Origin of the sequence: Nostoc linckia z4, from assembly GCF_002608075.1 — a bacterium.
Taxonomy (GTDB): Bacteria; Cyanobacteriota; Cyanobacteriia; order Cyanobacteriales; family Nostocaceae; genus Nostoc; species Nostoc linckia.
Genome location: NZ_LAHA01000042.1, coordinates 32,201 through 48,629, shown reverse-complemented (window position 1 = coordinate 48,629; position 16,429 = coordinate 32,201). Strand labels below are relative to the sequence as shown.

The following is a 16,429-nucleotide window of genomic DNA, read 5'->3' as shown; positions in this document are numbered from 1 at the left end:
ATATTCATACTACAAAAGTATAAATATCATCTCAGAAATATACAAAACTCAAAATTCAACTTTAAATACTGTAGAACCAGCAAAACCAGAATGTCTCCAAACCCACAAAATTATTTCATCAGAAATCCTTACATTGTTGGTCGTCCTGTTCAAATGCCAGACGAATTTTTTGGGCGAGCAATTCTTTTAAAAGACATAGCAGATAATTTGCAACAAAATGCACAATTTATTTTATTACACGGTCAAAGACGTATAGGAAAATCTTCTGTACTCAGAAATATTCCTCTTTTTGTATCTCCAGATGAATTTGTTTTTGTGCATTGCGATTTGCAAGAATATGGTTCTGCAAGTCTAAATCAAATATTGTATATGATCGCTAGGGAAATTTTTCAACATCTGGAATTAAATACAAATATCCTAGAACCTTTATTAAATGCAAATTCAGAAAATATTCGTCGAATTTTCAACCGGAGAGTCCTAGCACAAGTTGATGAAAAACTAGATAATAAAAAACTAGTGTTATTGTTAGATGAATTTGATGTTGTTAGTCATAACGATACAGAAAATTCTGTGGAATTTTTACGCTTTTTAGAAACATTTGTTAGACAACAGGAAGAATTATTTGTGATTGCAGTAGTTGGAAGATATCTCAATTCTATGCCAAATTTGGTGCAATCATTTAGAGGCGCACCATTTCATGAAATAGGTTTATTGGATAACAATGATGCTCAACAACTAATTATTCAACCTACTGCTCAAATTTTGGAATATCAGGAAAAAACAATTGCAGAAATTTTAAAAATTTCATCAGGGCATCCTTTATGTACACAAGCCTTATGTTATCAAATTTTTCAGCTAGTAAGAAATGAAAATAATTTTAGCCAGATTAAGATAGTAGCCGATTATGTACTTGAAGCCATACCCAACGCGATTAATAGTGCTGAAGGTGGGTTAGATAGTATTTGTCAAGGATTAAGTATCCCGGAAAAAGTAGTAATTTCAGCAGTGGCTGAAGCTCAAGAACATAATACTATAGAAGATCCTTTAAAGTTACTTGAAGGCTATGGATTGGTAGTAACAGATTCCTTGAAAGAAGCAATTCAATTATTAATTAATAAGGGTTTTTTAGATAGCAATTCAGTCAAACTAAAAGTAGAATTAGTGCGTCTTTGGTTACTGCAATGTCATCCATTAAGGAACGAAATCAGGACTTTGGAGACACTAGAAGAAGAAAAAATTAATCAACTATTGCCTGTGGCTCGTAGTTGTTGGATGGGAGATAAACAACAGGATGCAGCATTAGCTATCTACGAACAAATTTTACAGTTAAATCCTAATCACTTCAGCACTATAGTAGAGCTAGCAGAAAAATATTTGGAAATCGAAAAATTTGATATAGCTTTAAAGCTTTACGAGAGGGTTTATAAATTAGATTCAAGAAGGTATCAACAACAATTTTTAGAAGCATTAAATAGTTATGGACATTGGTTAATAATTAAAAGAAATTACGTAGCAGCAAAGCAGCAGTATGAAAAGATTTTAGAAATTCAACCTGGAAATACTTCAGCTCAACAGAAACTAGCAGAAATAAAAGCTTATCAAGCTAATAGTCATATGGTTAGTACTAGTATTAATTATATGAGCAATTTAATCAGGTCTAATTCTAGGTTATCGATATTAATTTTTATAGGATTAATTGGTGCTATTGTAATTATATTGATTATTAATTATGTATTAAATAATTTTACAAAAGAGCCACAAACATCTTCAGATGTACGTTCTATAAATACTATTAATACTCCTCTTCCTAAAAATAGCCCTGAACCAAAGAATCCAGTTAGCAAGAATATAAGTAGAGGCGATCGCACTTTATTTCCAGACATACAAAATAGCGATCGTGATAAGGGGATTGACAGCTTTAAACAAGGAAAATACTCAGATGCAGAAAAGCATTTTGGAGAAGCCGTCAAAAATAATCCCAATGACCCTGAGATACTAATTTACTACAATAATGCTCTTGCCCATAAAAAGGGAAATCCTTTAACTTTGGCAGTTGTAGTACCAGCCAAAAAAAGAAGAAACTCTGCTCAAGAAATATTACGTGGGGTAGCACAAGCACAAAATCAGTTTAATCAACAAAATGGATTACAAGGTCGATTAGTAGAGATTGTGATTGCTGACGATGATAACAACGAAGATACAGCAAAACAAATAGCCCAGGAAATAGTACAAGATCGATCAATATTAGGAGTTATCGGACATGGTTCTAGCAAAGTCACCAACACAGCTTTGCCTATATATACACCTAATTTAGCAATCGTATCATCTACTAGCACTAGCATAGACTTACGAGGTTCTGTATTTTTTAGAATTTTACCTTCAGATAAAGCGACTGGTGAAAAACTAGCTCAATATGCATTAACAAATAACTTCAAAAAAATAGTAATTTTCTGTAATCCTGTCGATTTATATAGTAGAAGTATCAAAGAGGAATTTAGACTGACATTTGTTAAAAATCAGCGCGAAAAAGTGGTTCCTTCTTCATGCATTAACTTAGCCGATCCAAATTTAAATCCAGCCCAGGAAGTAAAAAATTTACTGAAGGATCCTTTCGTAGAAGCAATAGCATTGTTTCCAGATACCGATAAGAGTATTGAAGTTGCTATGGGCATTATTAAGACTTACAATGACTCCGTAGACAACCTGAAAAAAAGCAATAATAATGTCGAACAACTCAAACAGATCAAAATATTAGCAGGCGATTCTCTCTATAAACCAGAGGTTGCTAATACTCTAAAAAATTTGATTTTAGCTGTACCTTGGTTTCGAGATGCACCAAAATCAAGGAGATTTGCACAAGAAGCTCAAAGTAAATGGGGTGGTGGTGTAAGTTGGCGGACTGCAACGAGCTTTGACGCTACCCAAGCTTTTATTGGGTCTTTCAAACTATCCCCGGAAGTATCTAGGGCAACAGTTTTAAATAATTTACCAAAAATCAATATTTCAGAAAACACTTCTGGAGAACCGCTGAAATTTGATTCATCCAGAGAAATTAACAAACCAGCAACTTTAATCATGGTTCAAGATGGTCAGTTTGTTAATGCAGAGTAAAAATAGGGCAATATAACAAGATGCATGTGCATTAGTCAGCCACAGCGAGTCATGTTATAATGAAATTTGTGGGTAAAAGCGAAAAGAAAGCTTCTCCTTCGAGAATTTGTTGTGCTGCAAAGGCTTGTGGCCATACCGACTACAAAAAATCACAGGCTACTCATTAGACCCATCGCAGATATTATTATGATACAACTAAAATCTCAGAGAAACCCCTATGTTATCGGTCGTCCGATTAGTGAATCGGCAATATTTTTTGGACGGCAGAAGCAATTAGGGTTTATTGAAGAAAATCTGAGACAAGGTCAGAAAGTAATATTATTGCACGGTCAGCGGCGTATAGGCAAGTCATCTCTACTTCAAAATATTCCTCAACTGGTCAAAGTAGATAACTCTGTTTTTGTGAGCTTTGATTTAGAATATCATAGCCAAGAAAAACTCGACAATCTGTTAGAGAATTTAGCAGAAGCTATTGTCGAACAATTAGAAATACCTCAAGAACAAGTAGCGATCCCAAAAGCTCAAGAAATAGAAGAAGAAAAGCATATTTTTTGTAATAAATTTCTACCTCAAATTTATGAGCATCTAAAAGATAAAAATTTAATATTACTTTTAGACGAATTTGATGCTTTAAACAATAAACATATTGGTGTAGAACTTGAATCATTATTCAAGCAATTAAAAAATGTTGTCTATAAAAATCCCAAATTATTTGCGATAATATTTGCTGGAAGAAAACCAGCAGATGTATCAAATTTGCTGCAAATATTTCCTGAAGTACCCATTGAAGAAGTTGGTTTTTTAGATAACGAAAGTATAAAACAGCTAATTATCCGACCTGTTGCAGGTTCTTTGAGTTACGAACCAGAAGCTATAGAAGCGATTACTGAATTATCAGCAGGACATCCTTATTTCATTCAAATTCTGTGTTTTGCGGTTTTCAGTAGAGCTAGGGAACTGCAAAAATGGGAAGTTGAACGAAAAGATGTAGAAAATATTATAGATAAGGCAGTTGAGCTTGCAGAAGCTGGGTTTGCCTGGTACTGGGAGGCTTTGTCTGCGCTGGAGAAGGTAGTTTTTTCGGCTGTGGCTGAGGCGCAAAAAATAGTTTTGGAAAAAAGCGATCGCGAGTTAGAAAAAGACCCATTGAAGCTACTTGCAAATTATGACAATGTCTTGTCCAGAGATTCGCTAGAAAAATTAACTAAAGAATTAACATCAAAAGGCTTTTTAAACGAGGAAGGCAATAAAATAAAAATCGAATTAGTCCAGCGTTGGTTAATACAACGTCACCCGTTATGGCACGAAATTAGGGAATTAGAAAAATTAGATAAACAAGAAATTAAAGACACCTACGAAACGGCGAATCAATTACCTCAAATCAACAAAAATCCCAAGCAAATCACCATTCCTAAAAGCCTTACTGGGAGTGACAAATCTGCAAATCTTAAACAGAGTTTACCTTCTGTTAAACCTTCTGGAGTCAAAATTCATCGGACTAAGGGAGAAATTTGGTTAATTGCTGGAATGATTTTCTTGGGACTAAGTGCGATCGCCATCGCTTCCTTTATGATATTTTTTTATGCTCCCAATGGCAGTGACAGCAAAAATCAAAAGCAAAACTTCCTACAAAATTCAACATCTCCCACCAATAGTTAATATGGCGGTGCGTTAGGCTCAAACCATAACGCACCCTACTAAACACAGTTCGGTATTACTGACGGGTAGCTTCCAGTAAGCGAGAAAAATAAAAGCGAGTTTTAGTCATGGCTTGACGTTGCACTGAAAATCCATTATTTTCCAAAATTCTCACCACGTCAGCCTCACGATGCAAATATGCACGAGTGGCTTTACTCGGCCCAGGAAAGAAACTGCCAATTTTCTTGAGTATAGTCAAGGCGCAGGTTTTAGGTGCAAAACTGAGAATTATCCGCGACTGTGCTAAAGAACAGAGGTGAGAAATCATTTCATCTGCTTTTTCTTGGGGGTAGTGAATGAGGACATCCAAGCAAATAACAGTATGGTAACTACCACTCAAGGATTCCAAATCCTGCACCGCAAAAGTAGGATTTTCACTATTTCCCAAGGTTTGCTTTGCTCTATCTTTGCCTTCTTCCACCATTTTTTCAGAAATATCGCTCGCATAGACCTTGGCTCCATCTACCGCCAGGGGAATGCTGAGACTACCTACACCACAGCCAGCATCGCAGATTGATAGTTCTGGTAAATTGTTATCAGCTTTTAGCCAGTCGATAACTGTATCTACTGTTTGCTGGTGTCCATTGCGGATGTCCAGCTGGACTTTGTTGACTTCACCATCGCCGTAAATCCGCCTCCAACGGTCAAACCCTGTGGAATTGAAATACTCGCGAACAATTGTTTTATCGTCGGCTGCGTTCATAAACTCTGATTTTTAGGGGTTCCCAATGCTTAAAATTATCATTGATAGGAACACATAGGAGCGCTTTTCCAGATTTTTCTAGATCTGGCTAGGCTATGAGCAAATATTCTTATAGAAACTGGAAACGCACCAAGGTAGCGACGTGGGAAGTTTTGAATTCTCAATTTTAAGTAATTAACCGAGCTTGATATTACAACATCCCCAAAGTCATTGTATTAGTTTATCTGGCGCTAAATTACTAAAATTAATGTTGTAACTTTAGCAATTATTGGGATTATTTATAAATTAGGCTTACCCAGAAGCTAAAATTTGCAATTATTTTCTATAAAAACTTACATTTTACTAAAATATCACCGTTGATAGATTGATGATTATGATTTATGGTTATAAAAATATTGAGCATGTTCGCAATTTCCAAATCCATATTTATTTCTGTCTGTGGATATAAATAAACCATTCTTAAGATAGAATTAGGATTGCTATCGAACATTTATGCTGTTAAGGATTTAATTGCCAGAATTCGATAAACCCTAACTCTACGAAAATTTTCCATGAATTTTTGTATCTAAATAGTACACTTACAAGCTAGGTTTATTTATTACAAATGCCAGAAAGCTCCCTAATAAACAGTCCTATCATTGCATTTACTATTCTCTTAATAGTAATATTTACTATACCCCCTATATTTGAACGTCTGCGACTCCCTGGCTTAGTGGGATTATTACTGGCAGGAATAATACTAGGAGAAAACGGGCTAAAGTTGTTAAACTCCGAATCTGAAACTATTAAATTGCTTTCCGATATCGGTAAACTTTATTTGATGTTCGTAGCAGGTTTAGAAATTGATTTACAGCAGTTCAAGAAAACTAAAAATCGCTCAATGGGGTTTGGCGCGCTTACATTCTTAGTTCCATTAATTGCTGGAATTCTTGTCGGACGTTTATTTAATTTTAGTTGGAATTCTTCAGTATTAATTGGTTCTTTACTGGCGTCACATACTTTATTAGCATATCCAATTGTCAGTCGTCTCGGTGTCGTTACAAATGAAGCTGTAACTGTGACAATTGGTGCCACAATTTTTACTGATACAGGAGCTTTGCTAGTATTAGCAATTTGTGTAGGAATTCATGGAGGAGAATTCTCCGCCTTGAGTTTAGCAACTTTGTTAGGTGGATTAGCAATTTACTCTGTTGTTGTTCTATTTGGCTTTGATTGGGCAGGAAAAGAATTTTTTCGTCGTTCGGGAGACGAACAAAGCAATCAATTTTTGTTTATATTACTAGCATTATTTTTGGCATCTGTGGGAGCGCAGATTATTGGAGTTGAAAAAATTGTTGGTGCTTTTTTAGCAGGTTTAGCTGTCAATGATGTTCTAGGACGTAGCCCAGTCAAAGAGAAAATTGAATTTATCGGCAGTGTTTTGTTTATCCCTTGTTTCTTCGTGGACATGGGATTATTAATTAATATTCCGGCATTTTTGAAAACTCTTAGTTCAATTTGGTTGACTGTGGCCATTGTAGCAGCCTTAATTGGTAGCAAATTTATCGCAGCATTTTTAGCCAAACTCTTGTACCGCTATAATACGGCTGAATTACTAACAATGTGGTCATTGTCACTGCCACAGGTAGCAGCTACACTAGCAGCAACTTTGGTAGCTTATCAAAGTATGAATTCTGCGGGCGAACGGCTAATCAATGAAGGTGTGTTAAACAGCGTCATTGTCTTGATGCTGGTGACTGCAATATTAGGCCCGGTAATCACAGCGAGATTTGCTTCTTCTTTACAGTTGCAAGAGACAGATTTTCAAACAGATAGTCTCACGACTTGGTGGGGAGGTAATGAAGAAGAATTAGCAGAAAAAAAACAAGATTCATTCACTGTTGTAGTGCCAATATACAACCCTCAAACACAGCGCTATTTGATAGAAATGGCAGCATTATTAGCTAGTCATGAATCTGGAAGAATTGTGCCATTGGCTGTTACGAAAGCGCATATCCAAATGGACGATCCACAGTTAGTAACAGGACTCGAACAAAGTCACCAAAGATTGAAGTTAGCTAGAGACATCAGTCAAGAATTTGATGTGGAAGTATCACCAACAAATCGAATTGACGATGATATAGCTTTAGCAATAAGCCGCACTAGTCGAGAACAAAACGCTAATTTAGTGGTGATGGGTTGGTCGCGAACAACAGGTTTACGTGCCCGCTTATTTGGTAATGTAATTGATAGCGTCTTTTGGTCTTCTCACTGTCCGGTTGCAGTCACACGCCTCTTGAGCAGTCCTAAGACAATCCAAAAAATTCTCGTACCAGTGGGAGATTTAACTCACCAAACCATAGGTGCTTTAAGGTTTGCCCAGATTTTAGCTGATGTAAATCAAGCAGAAGTAGTATTGTTGCATGTTTGCGATCGCAACACCCGCCCAAATTTAGTAGAAAAATTTGTCTCTCAATTATCTGATATCGCCTCTAAAAGCCAGCTACAGGTAAAAACCAACATTGTCACCATCAAAGGTGATGATGTCGCTAAAACAGTAATTCGCCAAGCCCAAGCATTTGATTTAGTCGTGTTGCGTTCCGTGCGTTATCGCACAGCCGGTGGACTAGCCGTTAGCCAAGTCACAACCCAGATGATTCGAGAATTGAAGTGTTCAATTGTTTTGGTTGGGGAACCTAATTCGTAATGAGTTGGGAGTTGGGAGTTGGGAGTTGGGAGTTGGGAGTTGGGAGTTAGGAGTTAGGAGTTGGGAGTTCTTCTTCCCTTTATTCCGCCTACTCCTAAATATCATGTCCGGGTAATCATTTATGATTAAAATCTCTCTGGTTTCTCCGAAGTTATCTTGGCTGTTGCCTGTTCCCTGTTCCCTTCAAAAAATAAGATACACTTAATTCCAGTGAGGTTTTAGGTGTAACCAGATGCACAAGGGTTTGACAAGTAAGCTACCACTTCTTTTTACATTGTGCTTATTTACTAACTTTTTGCCTGCTTCTGATTCACTGTTATGTCCAGCTTTTGCCTCTGACAAAAACTATCAACTAGCTAGAAATTATGGCACAGATGGACGCACGGGAAGCAGTGGGCGTTCTGGTAGAGATGGTTCTAGCGGTCAAAATCAAAGTCTTTTTGTCAATGGTTCACCTGTAAATCTTGAACTGTCTGGGACAGATGGTGAAGATGGGGAAGATGGAGAACCGGGTTATAGACCTAACTGTAGAAACCAACCAGATAATGTCAGCCACGATATCAATGCACCTGATGGTGGTAGTGGTGGTGATGGTGGTAAAGGAGGAAATGGGGGTAATGGTGGTTCGATAACGGTTTACTACACAAATTTGGCAGACTTGCGAAACATTTTTGTCCGCGCCACTGGCGGCGAAGGCGGACGCGGCGGTAGAGGTGGAAATGGTACGGACGGTTGTAAATGTCGCCGACGGAAATGGGAAGTGCAAACTTGTGAAGGAACTCCCGGTAGTCCCAACTACAAGTGTACTAACAAGGTTTATCGTTGCACTGATGGTAGTGATGGGCGAGATGGTAGGGATGGTAGAGATGGTAGGAACGGAAGCTTAGGAACTTTGAGTATTGTCAACAGCAAAGAACCCTTGGCTGATGATAACCCCACTGTGAAATTAGCAATTTCAGAACTAACAAATAAACCATTTAAACTCTCGAAAAACAAATGGAACGTTCGCCCAGGTTCCCTTTCTCTACTTGCGCCTGGTTCAGCGATCGCAGATAATTATCGAGAGTTTGAAGCGCGTTTAGAAGAAGCTTTTCAAATAATTTGGCAAGAAACACAACCAATCACAAGCTTTGCCAATGAATTGGTAACAGCAAATTTAACTGATAGCAAACAAGTAGAGGTTAATTTTTCTGAAGATTTATGGATTGATGGTAGTAGCAAAAGTGAAGCTAACTTGACAACTTTCACTGTTAACTATGCCATTGCTAAAAAAGATGTCACACGGTTAGCTGTGGCCGAATTCGCCGATGCAGGACAAAACCTAAATTTAAAAATAGTTGATTTAGCAGCAAAATCTAATGCTATTAATACTCAGTTTCGTGTTAAATTCCGCGCCAAAGATAGCTCCTACGGTTTTTCTGACTACAAAACTGAATACGAAGGTGATATTCCCAATGAATTTGTGACTCGTGATTACAACCGCTTTACTCTCGCTTTAGGTAAGCTGAAAATTCCTAACGACGTTTTACGTCCTGGTGTGAATGTTGAAATTGAAGTGGTAGCGACTCGTTCTTTGGGAGAACGTTCTGCTAAACAAACTATTCGCTGGCAAGGTGTAGTTCGTAAGCCGAGAAGAGGGGTTTAGTTGTTTTTATTCTCACGCAGAGGAGCCAGTGCGTTGGGCGGCTCTGCCGACTTGAAGCAACTGGCGTCGCGCAAAGGCGCAAAGAGTTTTTCAAAGTTTTTTTATTAGGGATTGTTATTGCCAAGATATTTAGCTTTTAGTTCTTCTAATTCTTTGTCTATTTGACTTTTGTTAGAAGGTTGAGGTGTTGAATTTGGCGATTGAACTTTATTTTGCTGTGGTTTACCGCCAATGAGAAATTGAGTTTTCATTTCCTCTAATTCTAAATCGATTTGACTAGGTGATTGGCTAACTACAGGAGGTGTAGAATTAGCCTGAGGTTGAGGAATAGGCTTTGCCGTGTTCGCTGGTGTCGCTGCTTTGGAATGTTGATTTAAGTCTTTTACAACTTCATCTATTGTTTGATAACGGCGCATTGGGACACTTTCTAGCATCTTGTTCAAAATGCGGCTTAATGCATGACTAACAGGAGTTTTTAAATATTTTTGCCAAATCCAAGTATCATTATTTGTATCATAGGAATCGAAAGGCGATCGCCTGGTTAATAAGTTAATACAAGTCGCACCCAAACTATAAATATCACTGGCAAAAACAGCCCTACCTCGCATTTGTTCTGGGGCGACATATTCCGGACTACCAATACTAGTACCTGTTCGATTTAAGGCAGTGCCAGTAGCAGATTTAGAAGCACCAAAATCTACCAAAACTAATTTGCCATCGTTGCTACGTAAAATAATATTTTCTGGCTTAATATCGCGGTGAATCACTTGTCTAACATGACAAAATTTCAATACTGGTAATAAATCATTGAGTAATTGCCAGATTTGTGCTTCACTAAAAGCACCTTTATGTGCGAGTTCCTGGGCTAAATTTTGCCCATCAATAAATTCTTGTACGAGATATTGGCGGTCTTCTTGAGTAAAATATGCTAATAATTCTGGAATTTGCGGATGTTTGCCCAATTCATCTAACTGTACCGCTTCTTGGTTAAACAACTCCACCGCTTTTTGCACAGTATTCGTACCTTGGGCTTGCGGATAAAATTGCTTAATTACACAGCGCGGCTTTGATGGTTTATCTTCATCCACAGCTAAAAAAGTTCTGCCAAAACCACCTTGACCTATTGGTTTAATAGCACGGTATCGTTCTTTGAGAAGCAACTTAGAACCGCAAGTCAAACAAAAATTGACATTACCAGAATTTTCAGGCTTCGGACAACGGGGATTAAGGCAATAACTCATGGATGATAGCGCCCAGCATCGTTCTTACTTATCTTTATTTTCCACTGTCCTCAAGAAAAGGGCATTTATATTCGCTAATTATCCAGCTTCAAGTTGTAGCCTAATGCTTGAATCCTCTGATAATGAGATAAATTGTCACTATTAAAGCGTTGACTGTTAACTGTGAACCGTCAACAGTCAACGATTTAGCAGGTGTGGTTAATGACAGATGGGATTGAGGCAATAACTCATAATGAGGATTTGGGCATATTACTAACTATTTTGCCTCTAAATACCCAACTAAGTATAGTTTCAGTACCTACGCAAATACACTAACAAAAAAACTTACTTGAGAGTAACTGCTAATCTAAATCCAAGGGCATCCAGTAGCGCCACCAAGTTGTAAATTTCAGCACCATTACTTTCTGAAAGTTGTTCCCACTTCTTTTTTGCTTGTTCTGACAGACTGTTCATTTTCAGCCGTGCATCAATAACATCTTTTAAAGCAGAGGTTAAGAGTTCAGCTTCAGGCTCTTCTGCTTCTAATATTGCCTCAATGTAAGCTGCTGCCTCTTCGGGGTCTTTGAGAGATTCAATCAAATATTCTTGATAGCTATCACTGGTCGGCGTTTTCACTCTTTTCATAGTTTGCCCAATACTCCTGAGCTTTGCAAATATCTTGTTCTTGGGTGCTTTTATCTCCACCCAACAGCAGAAGCACAATCGTTGTCCCTATCTGTCCAAAATACACTCTGTAGCCAGGGCCATAATCAATCTTGAGTTCAAAAACACCCTCTCCAACTGATTTACAATTTCCCAAATTGCCAAGACTGACACGTTTTAACCTCTCTTTAATTTTAGCTTTGGCTCTCCTATCTCGCAGCGAATCAAGCCACTCTCCGAAAGGAATTTTACCATCAGTTGTAATGTAACGCCTAATCTCCCTTGGTTGTACTTCCATGATGCGATCGCAATCAGTTATTTACTTAACTTGACTTTTCATCAACTTTTGCACGCTCACCAATGCCCGATTCAATTCATAATTCCGCCTTTGGGAATTCTGCAAATAGGCTTGCTGTTCTTCTTCAATCATCTGCACATCTTGAATTACCAAACCATCAAGTAATTTCTGCGCTGCACCAAACAAACTATCTTTCACAAACCGCCGAAACCATACTGGTAATTTGTGCAATCGCCAAAAGGCATTTAATGATGTGAAATGAATTAAATAAGCTTTGGTCTGCGTCTCATTCACCGGACACAATAAACAATAAATTTTAAAATCTTTGCCTAATGTAGAAACCCAATGCGGATAAACATAACTCACATCCAATGGTTCGGGATGTAATTTCCGCAAAGCCGGAAAAAATAATTGGGATATTGACCAAATTTTGTCTATTTTATAATAACTTTGTGCTGTATAATGGGCATCTACACGATTCATATCTTCCTCAATATCTTGCAAATTTGCTTCTGCCCAAGCTTGTAAATCTTGATGTAAATGCCCGTGATACATATCCATCAAGTTTTCAATTAAATAAGAATAATGAGCCTGACAATTAATCACTGAAACTGTGGCAATATAATTCAAATGTTCCCATTCTGGTAAACCCATCGGCTGTAGAGACGTTTCATGCAACGTCTCTACGTCTCCAGGAAATAGCCAGATAAAACCGTCTTGTTCTTTAACTGGGTAACGGCGAATTGTGCAATTTGGGAGTTTTTGATTGGCTGCTAAATAAGGAACTGCTGCACATTCACCTGCTGAGTTAAAGCGCCAGCCATGATATGCACATTCCAATTCATTACCTACGACTTGCCCGTGACTGAGTTTGACTTGGCGGTGGGGACAACGGTCTTCTAAGGCGTGGACTTGTCCTTGACTATCACGGTAAAGTGCGATCGCCTGCTTCCAAAGTATCACATTTACAGGCTTATTTATCACCTCATAACTACGTGCAACTACATACCAATGATTTGGGTTAATAGCCAACTGACGGACATCACTATTTTGTATAGTCTCAAAAACAGAGGTCATAAGTTTGCACATCCTTTTCGGCGTTAGACTTGATTAATTAACTTGAAGTAATATTTTTGACGGTATTTATTTCCAAGTACCAGTTTTGGTATGACTGATGACAAGACTATCACCTCAGGAAGCTCAAACTAACCGTGACAACAAGCTATAAATTATGTGTAGATGAAACAGCGAGTATATTGAGAAAAAAATCTGTATGACAAGCTACCAAGAAACCCAAACAAGTGACGAAGCTATCAACGAGTTAATCGCCGAGACAACGGGTCTCAACCATCTAGAAGTAATCGAAAATGTCATTGACAGCCTAGAACAAGATGACAGTGCAATGGTTAACCACACGCCAGAGGGCGGTCATCTCTGGAAATTTAAGTACGGGAGTGTGGAAGTATTTGTCCAACTCAGTGGAACAAGCGATGAAGACACCATAACGGTTTGGTCTGCGGTGTTAGATCTACCTGCCAAAGAAGAACCGAAATTAATGCGACATCTTTTGGAGTTAAACTGCTCTAGCACTTTTGAAGCACGTTTCGGTATTATTGAAAACCGGGTGGTTGTAATATCCACACGCACCTTAGCAGAGTTGTCTCCAGGGGAAGTCTCTCGATTAATCACCATTGTGGCAACCATCGCCGATAACAACGACGAAGCTTTACAATCTGAGTTTGGCACGACTTAAAGAATTTTAAATTTGGGATTTTCTATTGAATAATTCAAAATCCCAAATTTTATATCAAAGATTCAGTTCGTAGTCAGGACTTTAGTCCTTTTTTGACAACTTTAGTTCTCACTACAAACCTTTAATTATTTACCTTGTTGTACTTAGAGCCAAGCAACAGCCTCTACTGATTCAATCACATGCACTAGCTGTTCAGGCGTATAGGGCTTAGTTATATAAGCATCAGCACCTTGCTTCTTTGCCCACAAGTGGTGAATTGCCTGATTTTTACTACTACAAATTACAATCGGTATTTTCTGATGAGTGGGATTTGTTTTCAGGAAGCGACATAATTCAAATCCACTCATCCCTGGCATTTCAACATCAGTAACAATGGCATCAGGTTTTTCTTCTAAAACTATTTCTAGAGCTTCTTTAGCGCTAGTTGCCTTAATAACGTTGTAACCTTGATTTCTGAGATAATAACTAATTAATTCCAATTCTTGCCGAGAATCTTCTACAACTAGAATAGTAGCCACCCAGTTAATACTCAAGCTTTAGTCTCCTGAAAGATATATTAATCAAATTTAGTAATTTTATCTATGAAAAACTTTAAACAATATGCTTAAATATGACTTTGAGTAAATCTCCTTGAGTAAAAGGCTTGGTTAAATAGCCTGATGCTCCCACTATTCTGGCTTTAGCTCTATCTATCAATCCTGATTTAGCTGACAGCATAATCACAGGTGTATTTTTAAAATATGAGTGTTTACGCAACAAAGAACAAAGTTCATATCCATCTAAATTAGGCATAGAAATATCCAAGAAAATTATGTCGGGTTTTGTGCGGATAATTTGCATTAAAGCTTTGAAAGAATCGCTGACTCCGACAACAGAAAAGGTTTGTTCGTCTAAATAACTTTGAATAATACTTAATACAGTAGGACTATCATCAATACAGAAGATTGTGTAGACTTTTTTCTCTATTGCAGGTTGTACAACTTGCTGAGTTGTATTATCGGTAGTATTGAAAATATATGTTCCTGGTTGATTACCATTGTGCGGTCTGGGAAACTTTTGTGTAGTGTTTGTTTGGGGTTGCGGCTGATTTTTTCGCAAAAATTGTGAGGGTTGTACGGAGGATACTGTTGATGTCTGGCTATTACCTCCTACCCTGACAGAAAAATTCTCTGCTTTGCTTCTGGGTGATTGACATCGTTCGACTAGTAAACGAAGATTCAAATGGCAAAACTTTGGCATATCATCCAAAAAGCTTTCAGGGATAAACTCATAACTCCCCTGTTCTAAGCTCAGAAATGAATCCAAAACTTCTAGTGCTAATTGCTCAATCAAAATTGCTGCTTGAGAGGGACTGATATATTTTTGATTGACTAACCAGCAAATAGCCAAATAATCTGGATTTGGTATCGCTTGATTTTCAATACCAGTTTCAAATATGGCTCGCAATTGTTCGTGAATACCGCGTGGAAGAGTAGAAATTTGCTGACTCAAGCGTTGCAAATTTCTGTAAAGCGGCTCAAACATTTTTTCTGAATAGCACGCATAAATCAGTTTACCTCCGTCTACATATATTGACCAGGAACCTGAAGTGCTAAACACTTGCAAACAACCACTAACGGACTTACTCGTGATTTTTTTCAATAAAGATAAGGGTTGGAGTTTTTGGAAAAATCTGTATCTACTAATTGGAAGTGTCTTCATCGGGATGGCTCTGGAATAAAATTAATATTTGCAAGCGAAATCGGTGAATTTCCTTTTCGGAATTCACAGCGATATTAATTAGAAGCACTGTTGAGATAAATATAGCGGTGACATTTTAGTTAGTACAGAGATTCCACACCCCCCAACTCGTAATTCACCAATCTCTGCTAAGCTATATGCACGAATACAAATAAATCAATCCATGTCGATGCTATTACCCAATAGCAAATTGACCCGACTGTTGTCAGGAAATAGTATTTCAAAAATCAGATTGACTTTCTGTATCTTTCGCTAATCTAGCCAATCTAACAGTAACTCAAGAGCGACGCACAGACCATTGGCTCTCGCCCATCAGTCACAAAAATATCACCGTTATCCGTATTTTACAGTCTGAAATTATAAGTAATTCTTGAGGAAAGAAAACCTGAGTAACTTATTTATCCTAACTTTTATAAGAAGTTTGTTCTTGAGGTTAACTTCATTGATAAAAAGTATAGTTTAAAACTCAGCACTAAATCAGTTCAATATCTTACTTAAATTGGCGATTGTAGAATTTCTTTGTATGGGAACTAAAGATGAGTTAGCTGATAATTGACGCCATGATGGTGTGTAGCGAACAGAGGCGACTGACTCAGCACAAGAAAATTTTTTCATAACTACTGCAAACGGGTTCTAGTGTTGTGTGGGGATAAATAGTCACTCTGGAGGATTTTGAGTGACACATTCAAGAACTGAAAACTAAGTCGTGGGGTTGTGGTACATAGCTGGGATGATTGACGCTGACACCGGACACACCAGACGCAAAGACACGGGGATTATGCAACGCCCAAATTCTTAAATCATCCTGCAATGCAAGCAACGCCCATACCTGAAAAATAGGGATTTTTAGCTAGATGGTAGATTGCAAGTAATGTACTCACTAAAATTCAGGTTACTATAATTTTTCCAAAA

The 16,429-nt window shown here is 37.7% G+C and carries 13 protein-coding genes; 5 read left to right on the top strand and 8 right to left on the bottom strand.

What is annotated here, in order from left to right; all coding sequences use genetic code 11:
• Positions 1-90 precede the first annotated feature (90 nt).
• Both VF06_RS26555 and VF06_RS26550 read left to right on the top strand, forming a co-directional pair.
• A complete protein-coding gene (locus VF06_RS26555; protein WP_180267418.1) occupies positions 91-3,111 on the top strand; it encodes an ABC transporter substrate-binding protein in 3,021 nt (1,006 codons plus the stop codon).
• Between the two features lie 186 nt (positions 3,112-3,297).
• On the top strand, positions 3,298-4,770 hold the full coding sequence (locus VF06_RS26550) for an AAA family ATPase (RefSeq protein ID WP_099069820.1): 1,473 nt from the start codon (positions 3,298-3,300) through the stop codon (positions 4,768-4,770).
• 55 nt (positions 4,771-4,825) lie between these two features.
• On the opposite strand, the gene bchM is transcribed toward VF06_RS26550, so the two are convergent.
• Positions 4,826-5,512, bottom strand: a complete 687-nt coding sequence (gene bchM / locus VF06_RS26545) for a magnesium protoporphyrin IX methyltransferase (RefSeq protein ID WP_099069819.1) — start codon at positions 5,510-5,512, stop codon at positions 4,826-4,828.
• 604 nt (positions 5,513-6,116) lie between these two features.
• Between bchM and VF06_RS26540 the strand changes: the two genes are divergently transcribed.
• Both VF06_RS26540 and VF06_RS26535 read left to right on the top strand, forming a co-directional pair.
• The gene (locus tag VF06_RS26540) at positions 6,117-8,198 is read left to right on the top strand and encodes a cation:proton antiporter domain-containing protein (protein WP_099069818.1); all 2,082 of its coding nucleotides are present in this window, start codon (positions 6,117-6,119) and stop codon (positions 8,196-8,198) included.
• A gap of 232 nt (positions 8,199-8,430) precedes the next feature.
• Positions 8,431-9,843: a hypothetical protein gene (locus tag VF06_RS26535; RefSeq protein WP_099069817.1), complete on the top strand. Its 1,413-nt coding sequence runs from the start codon at positions 8,431-8,433 to the stop codon at positions 9,841-9,843.
• Positions 9,844-9,947: 104 nt separating this feature from the next.
• Here the strand turns inward: VF06_RS26535 and VF06_RS26530 are convergent, their stop codons facing one another.
• The 4 genes from VF06_RS26530 to VF06_RS26515 form a co-directional block, all read right to left on the bottom strand.
• Positions 9,948-11,084, bottom strand: a complete 1,137-nt coding sequence (locus tag VF06_RS26530) for a serine/threonine-protein kinase (RefSeq protein WP_099069816.1) — start codon at positions 11,082-11,084, stop codon at positions 9,948-9,950.
• A 324-nt stretch (positions 11,085-11,408) separates the two neighbouring features.
• Positions 11,409-11,708 carry a helix-turn-helix domain-containing transcriptional regulator gene (locus VF06_RS26525; RefSeq protein WP_099069815.1) on the bottom strand — a complete coding sequence of 100 codons (300 nt, stop codon included), beginning with the start codon at positions 11,706-11,708 and terminating at the stop codon, positions 11,409-11,411.
• Positions 11,680-12,024: a type II toxin-antitoxin system RelE/ParE family toxin gene (locus VF06_RS26520; protein WP_099069814.1), complete on the bottom strand. Its 345-nt coding sequence runs from the start codon at positions 12,022-12,024 to the stop codon at positions 11,680-11,682. The genes VF06_RS26525 and VF06_RS26520 overlap by 29 nt, the downstream gene beginning before the upstream one ends.
• A 21-nt stretch (positions 12,025-12,045) precedes the next feature.
• Positions 12,046-13,101, bottom strand: coding sequence for an aromatic ring-hydroxylating dioxygenase subunit alpha (locus tag VF06_RS26515; RefSeq protein WP_099069813.1), 1,056 nt, complete (start codon positions 13,099-13,101; stop codon positions 12,046-12,048).
• Between the two features lie 196 nt (positions 13,102-13,297).
• Here VF06_RS26515 and VF06_RS26510 point away from each other — a divergent pair, with 196 nt between their 5' ends.
• The gene (locus tag VF06_RS26510) at positions 13,298-13,777 is read left to right on the top strand and encodes a YbjN domain-containing protein (protein ID WP_099069812.1); all 480 of its coding nucleotides are present in this window, start codon (positions 13,298-13,300) and stop codon (positions 13,775-13,777) included.
• Between the two features lie 143 nt (positions 13,778-13,920).
• Here the strand turns inward: VF06_RS26510 and VF06_RS26505 are convergent, their stop codons facing one another.
• From VF06_RS26505 to VF06_RS42935, 3 genes are all read right to left on the bottom strand, one after another.
• On the bottom strand, positions 13,921-14,310 hold the full coding sequence (locus VF06_RS26505) for a response regulator (protein ID WP_099069811.1): 390 nt from the start codon (positions 14,308-14,310) through the stop codon (positions 13,921-13,923).
• 58 nt (positions 14,311-14,368) lie between these two features.
• Positions 14,369-15,478 carry a response regulator gene (locus VF06_RS26500; RefSeq protein ID WP_099069810.1) on the bottom strand — a complete coding sequence of 370 codons (1,110 nt, stop codon included), beginning with the start codon at positions 15,476-15,478 and terminating at the stop codon, positions 14,369-14,371.
• A gap of 724 nt (positions 15,479-16,202) precedes the next feature.
• The gene (locus VF06_RS42935) at positions 16,203-16,337 is read right to left on the bottom strand and encodes a hypothetical protein (RefSeq protein ID WP_257207601.1); all 135 of its coding nucleotides are present in this window, start codon (positions 16,335-16,337) and stop codon (positions 16,203-16,205) included.
• Positions 16,338-16,429: the final 92 nt, after the last annotated feature.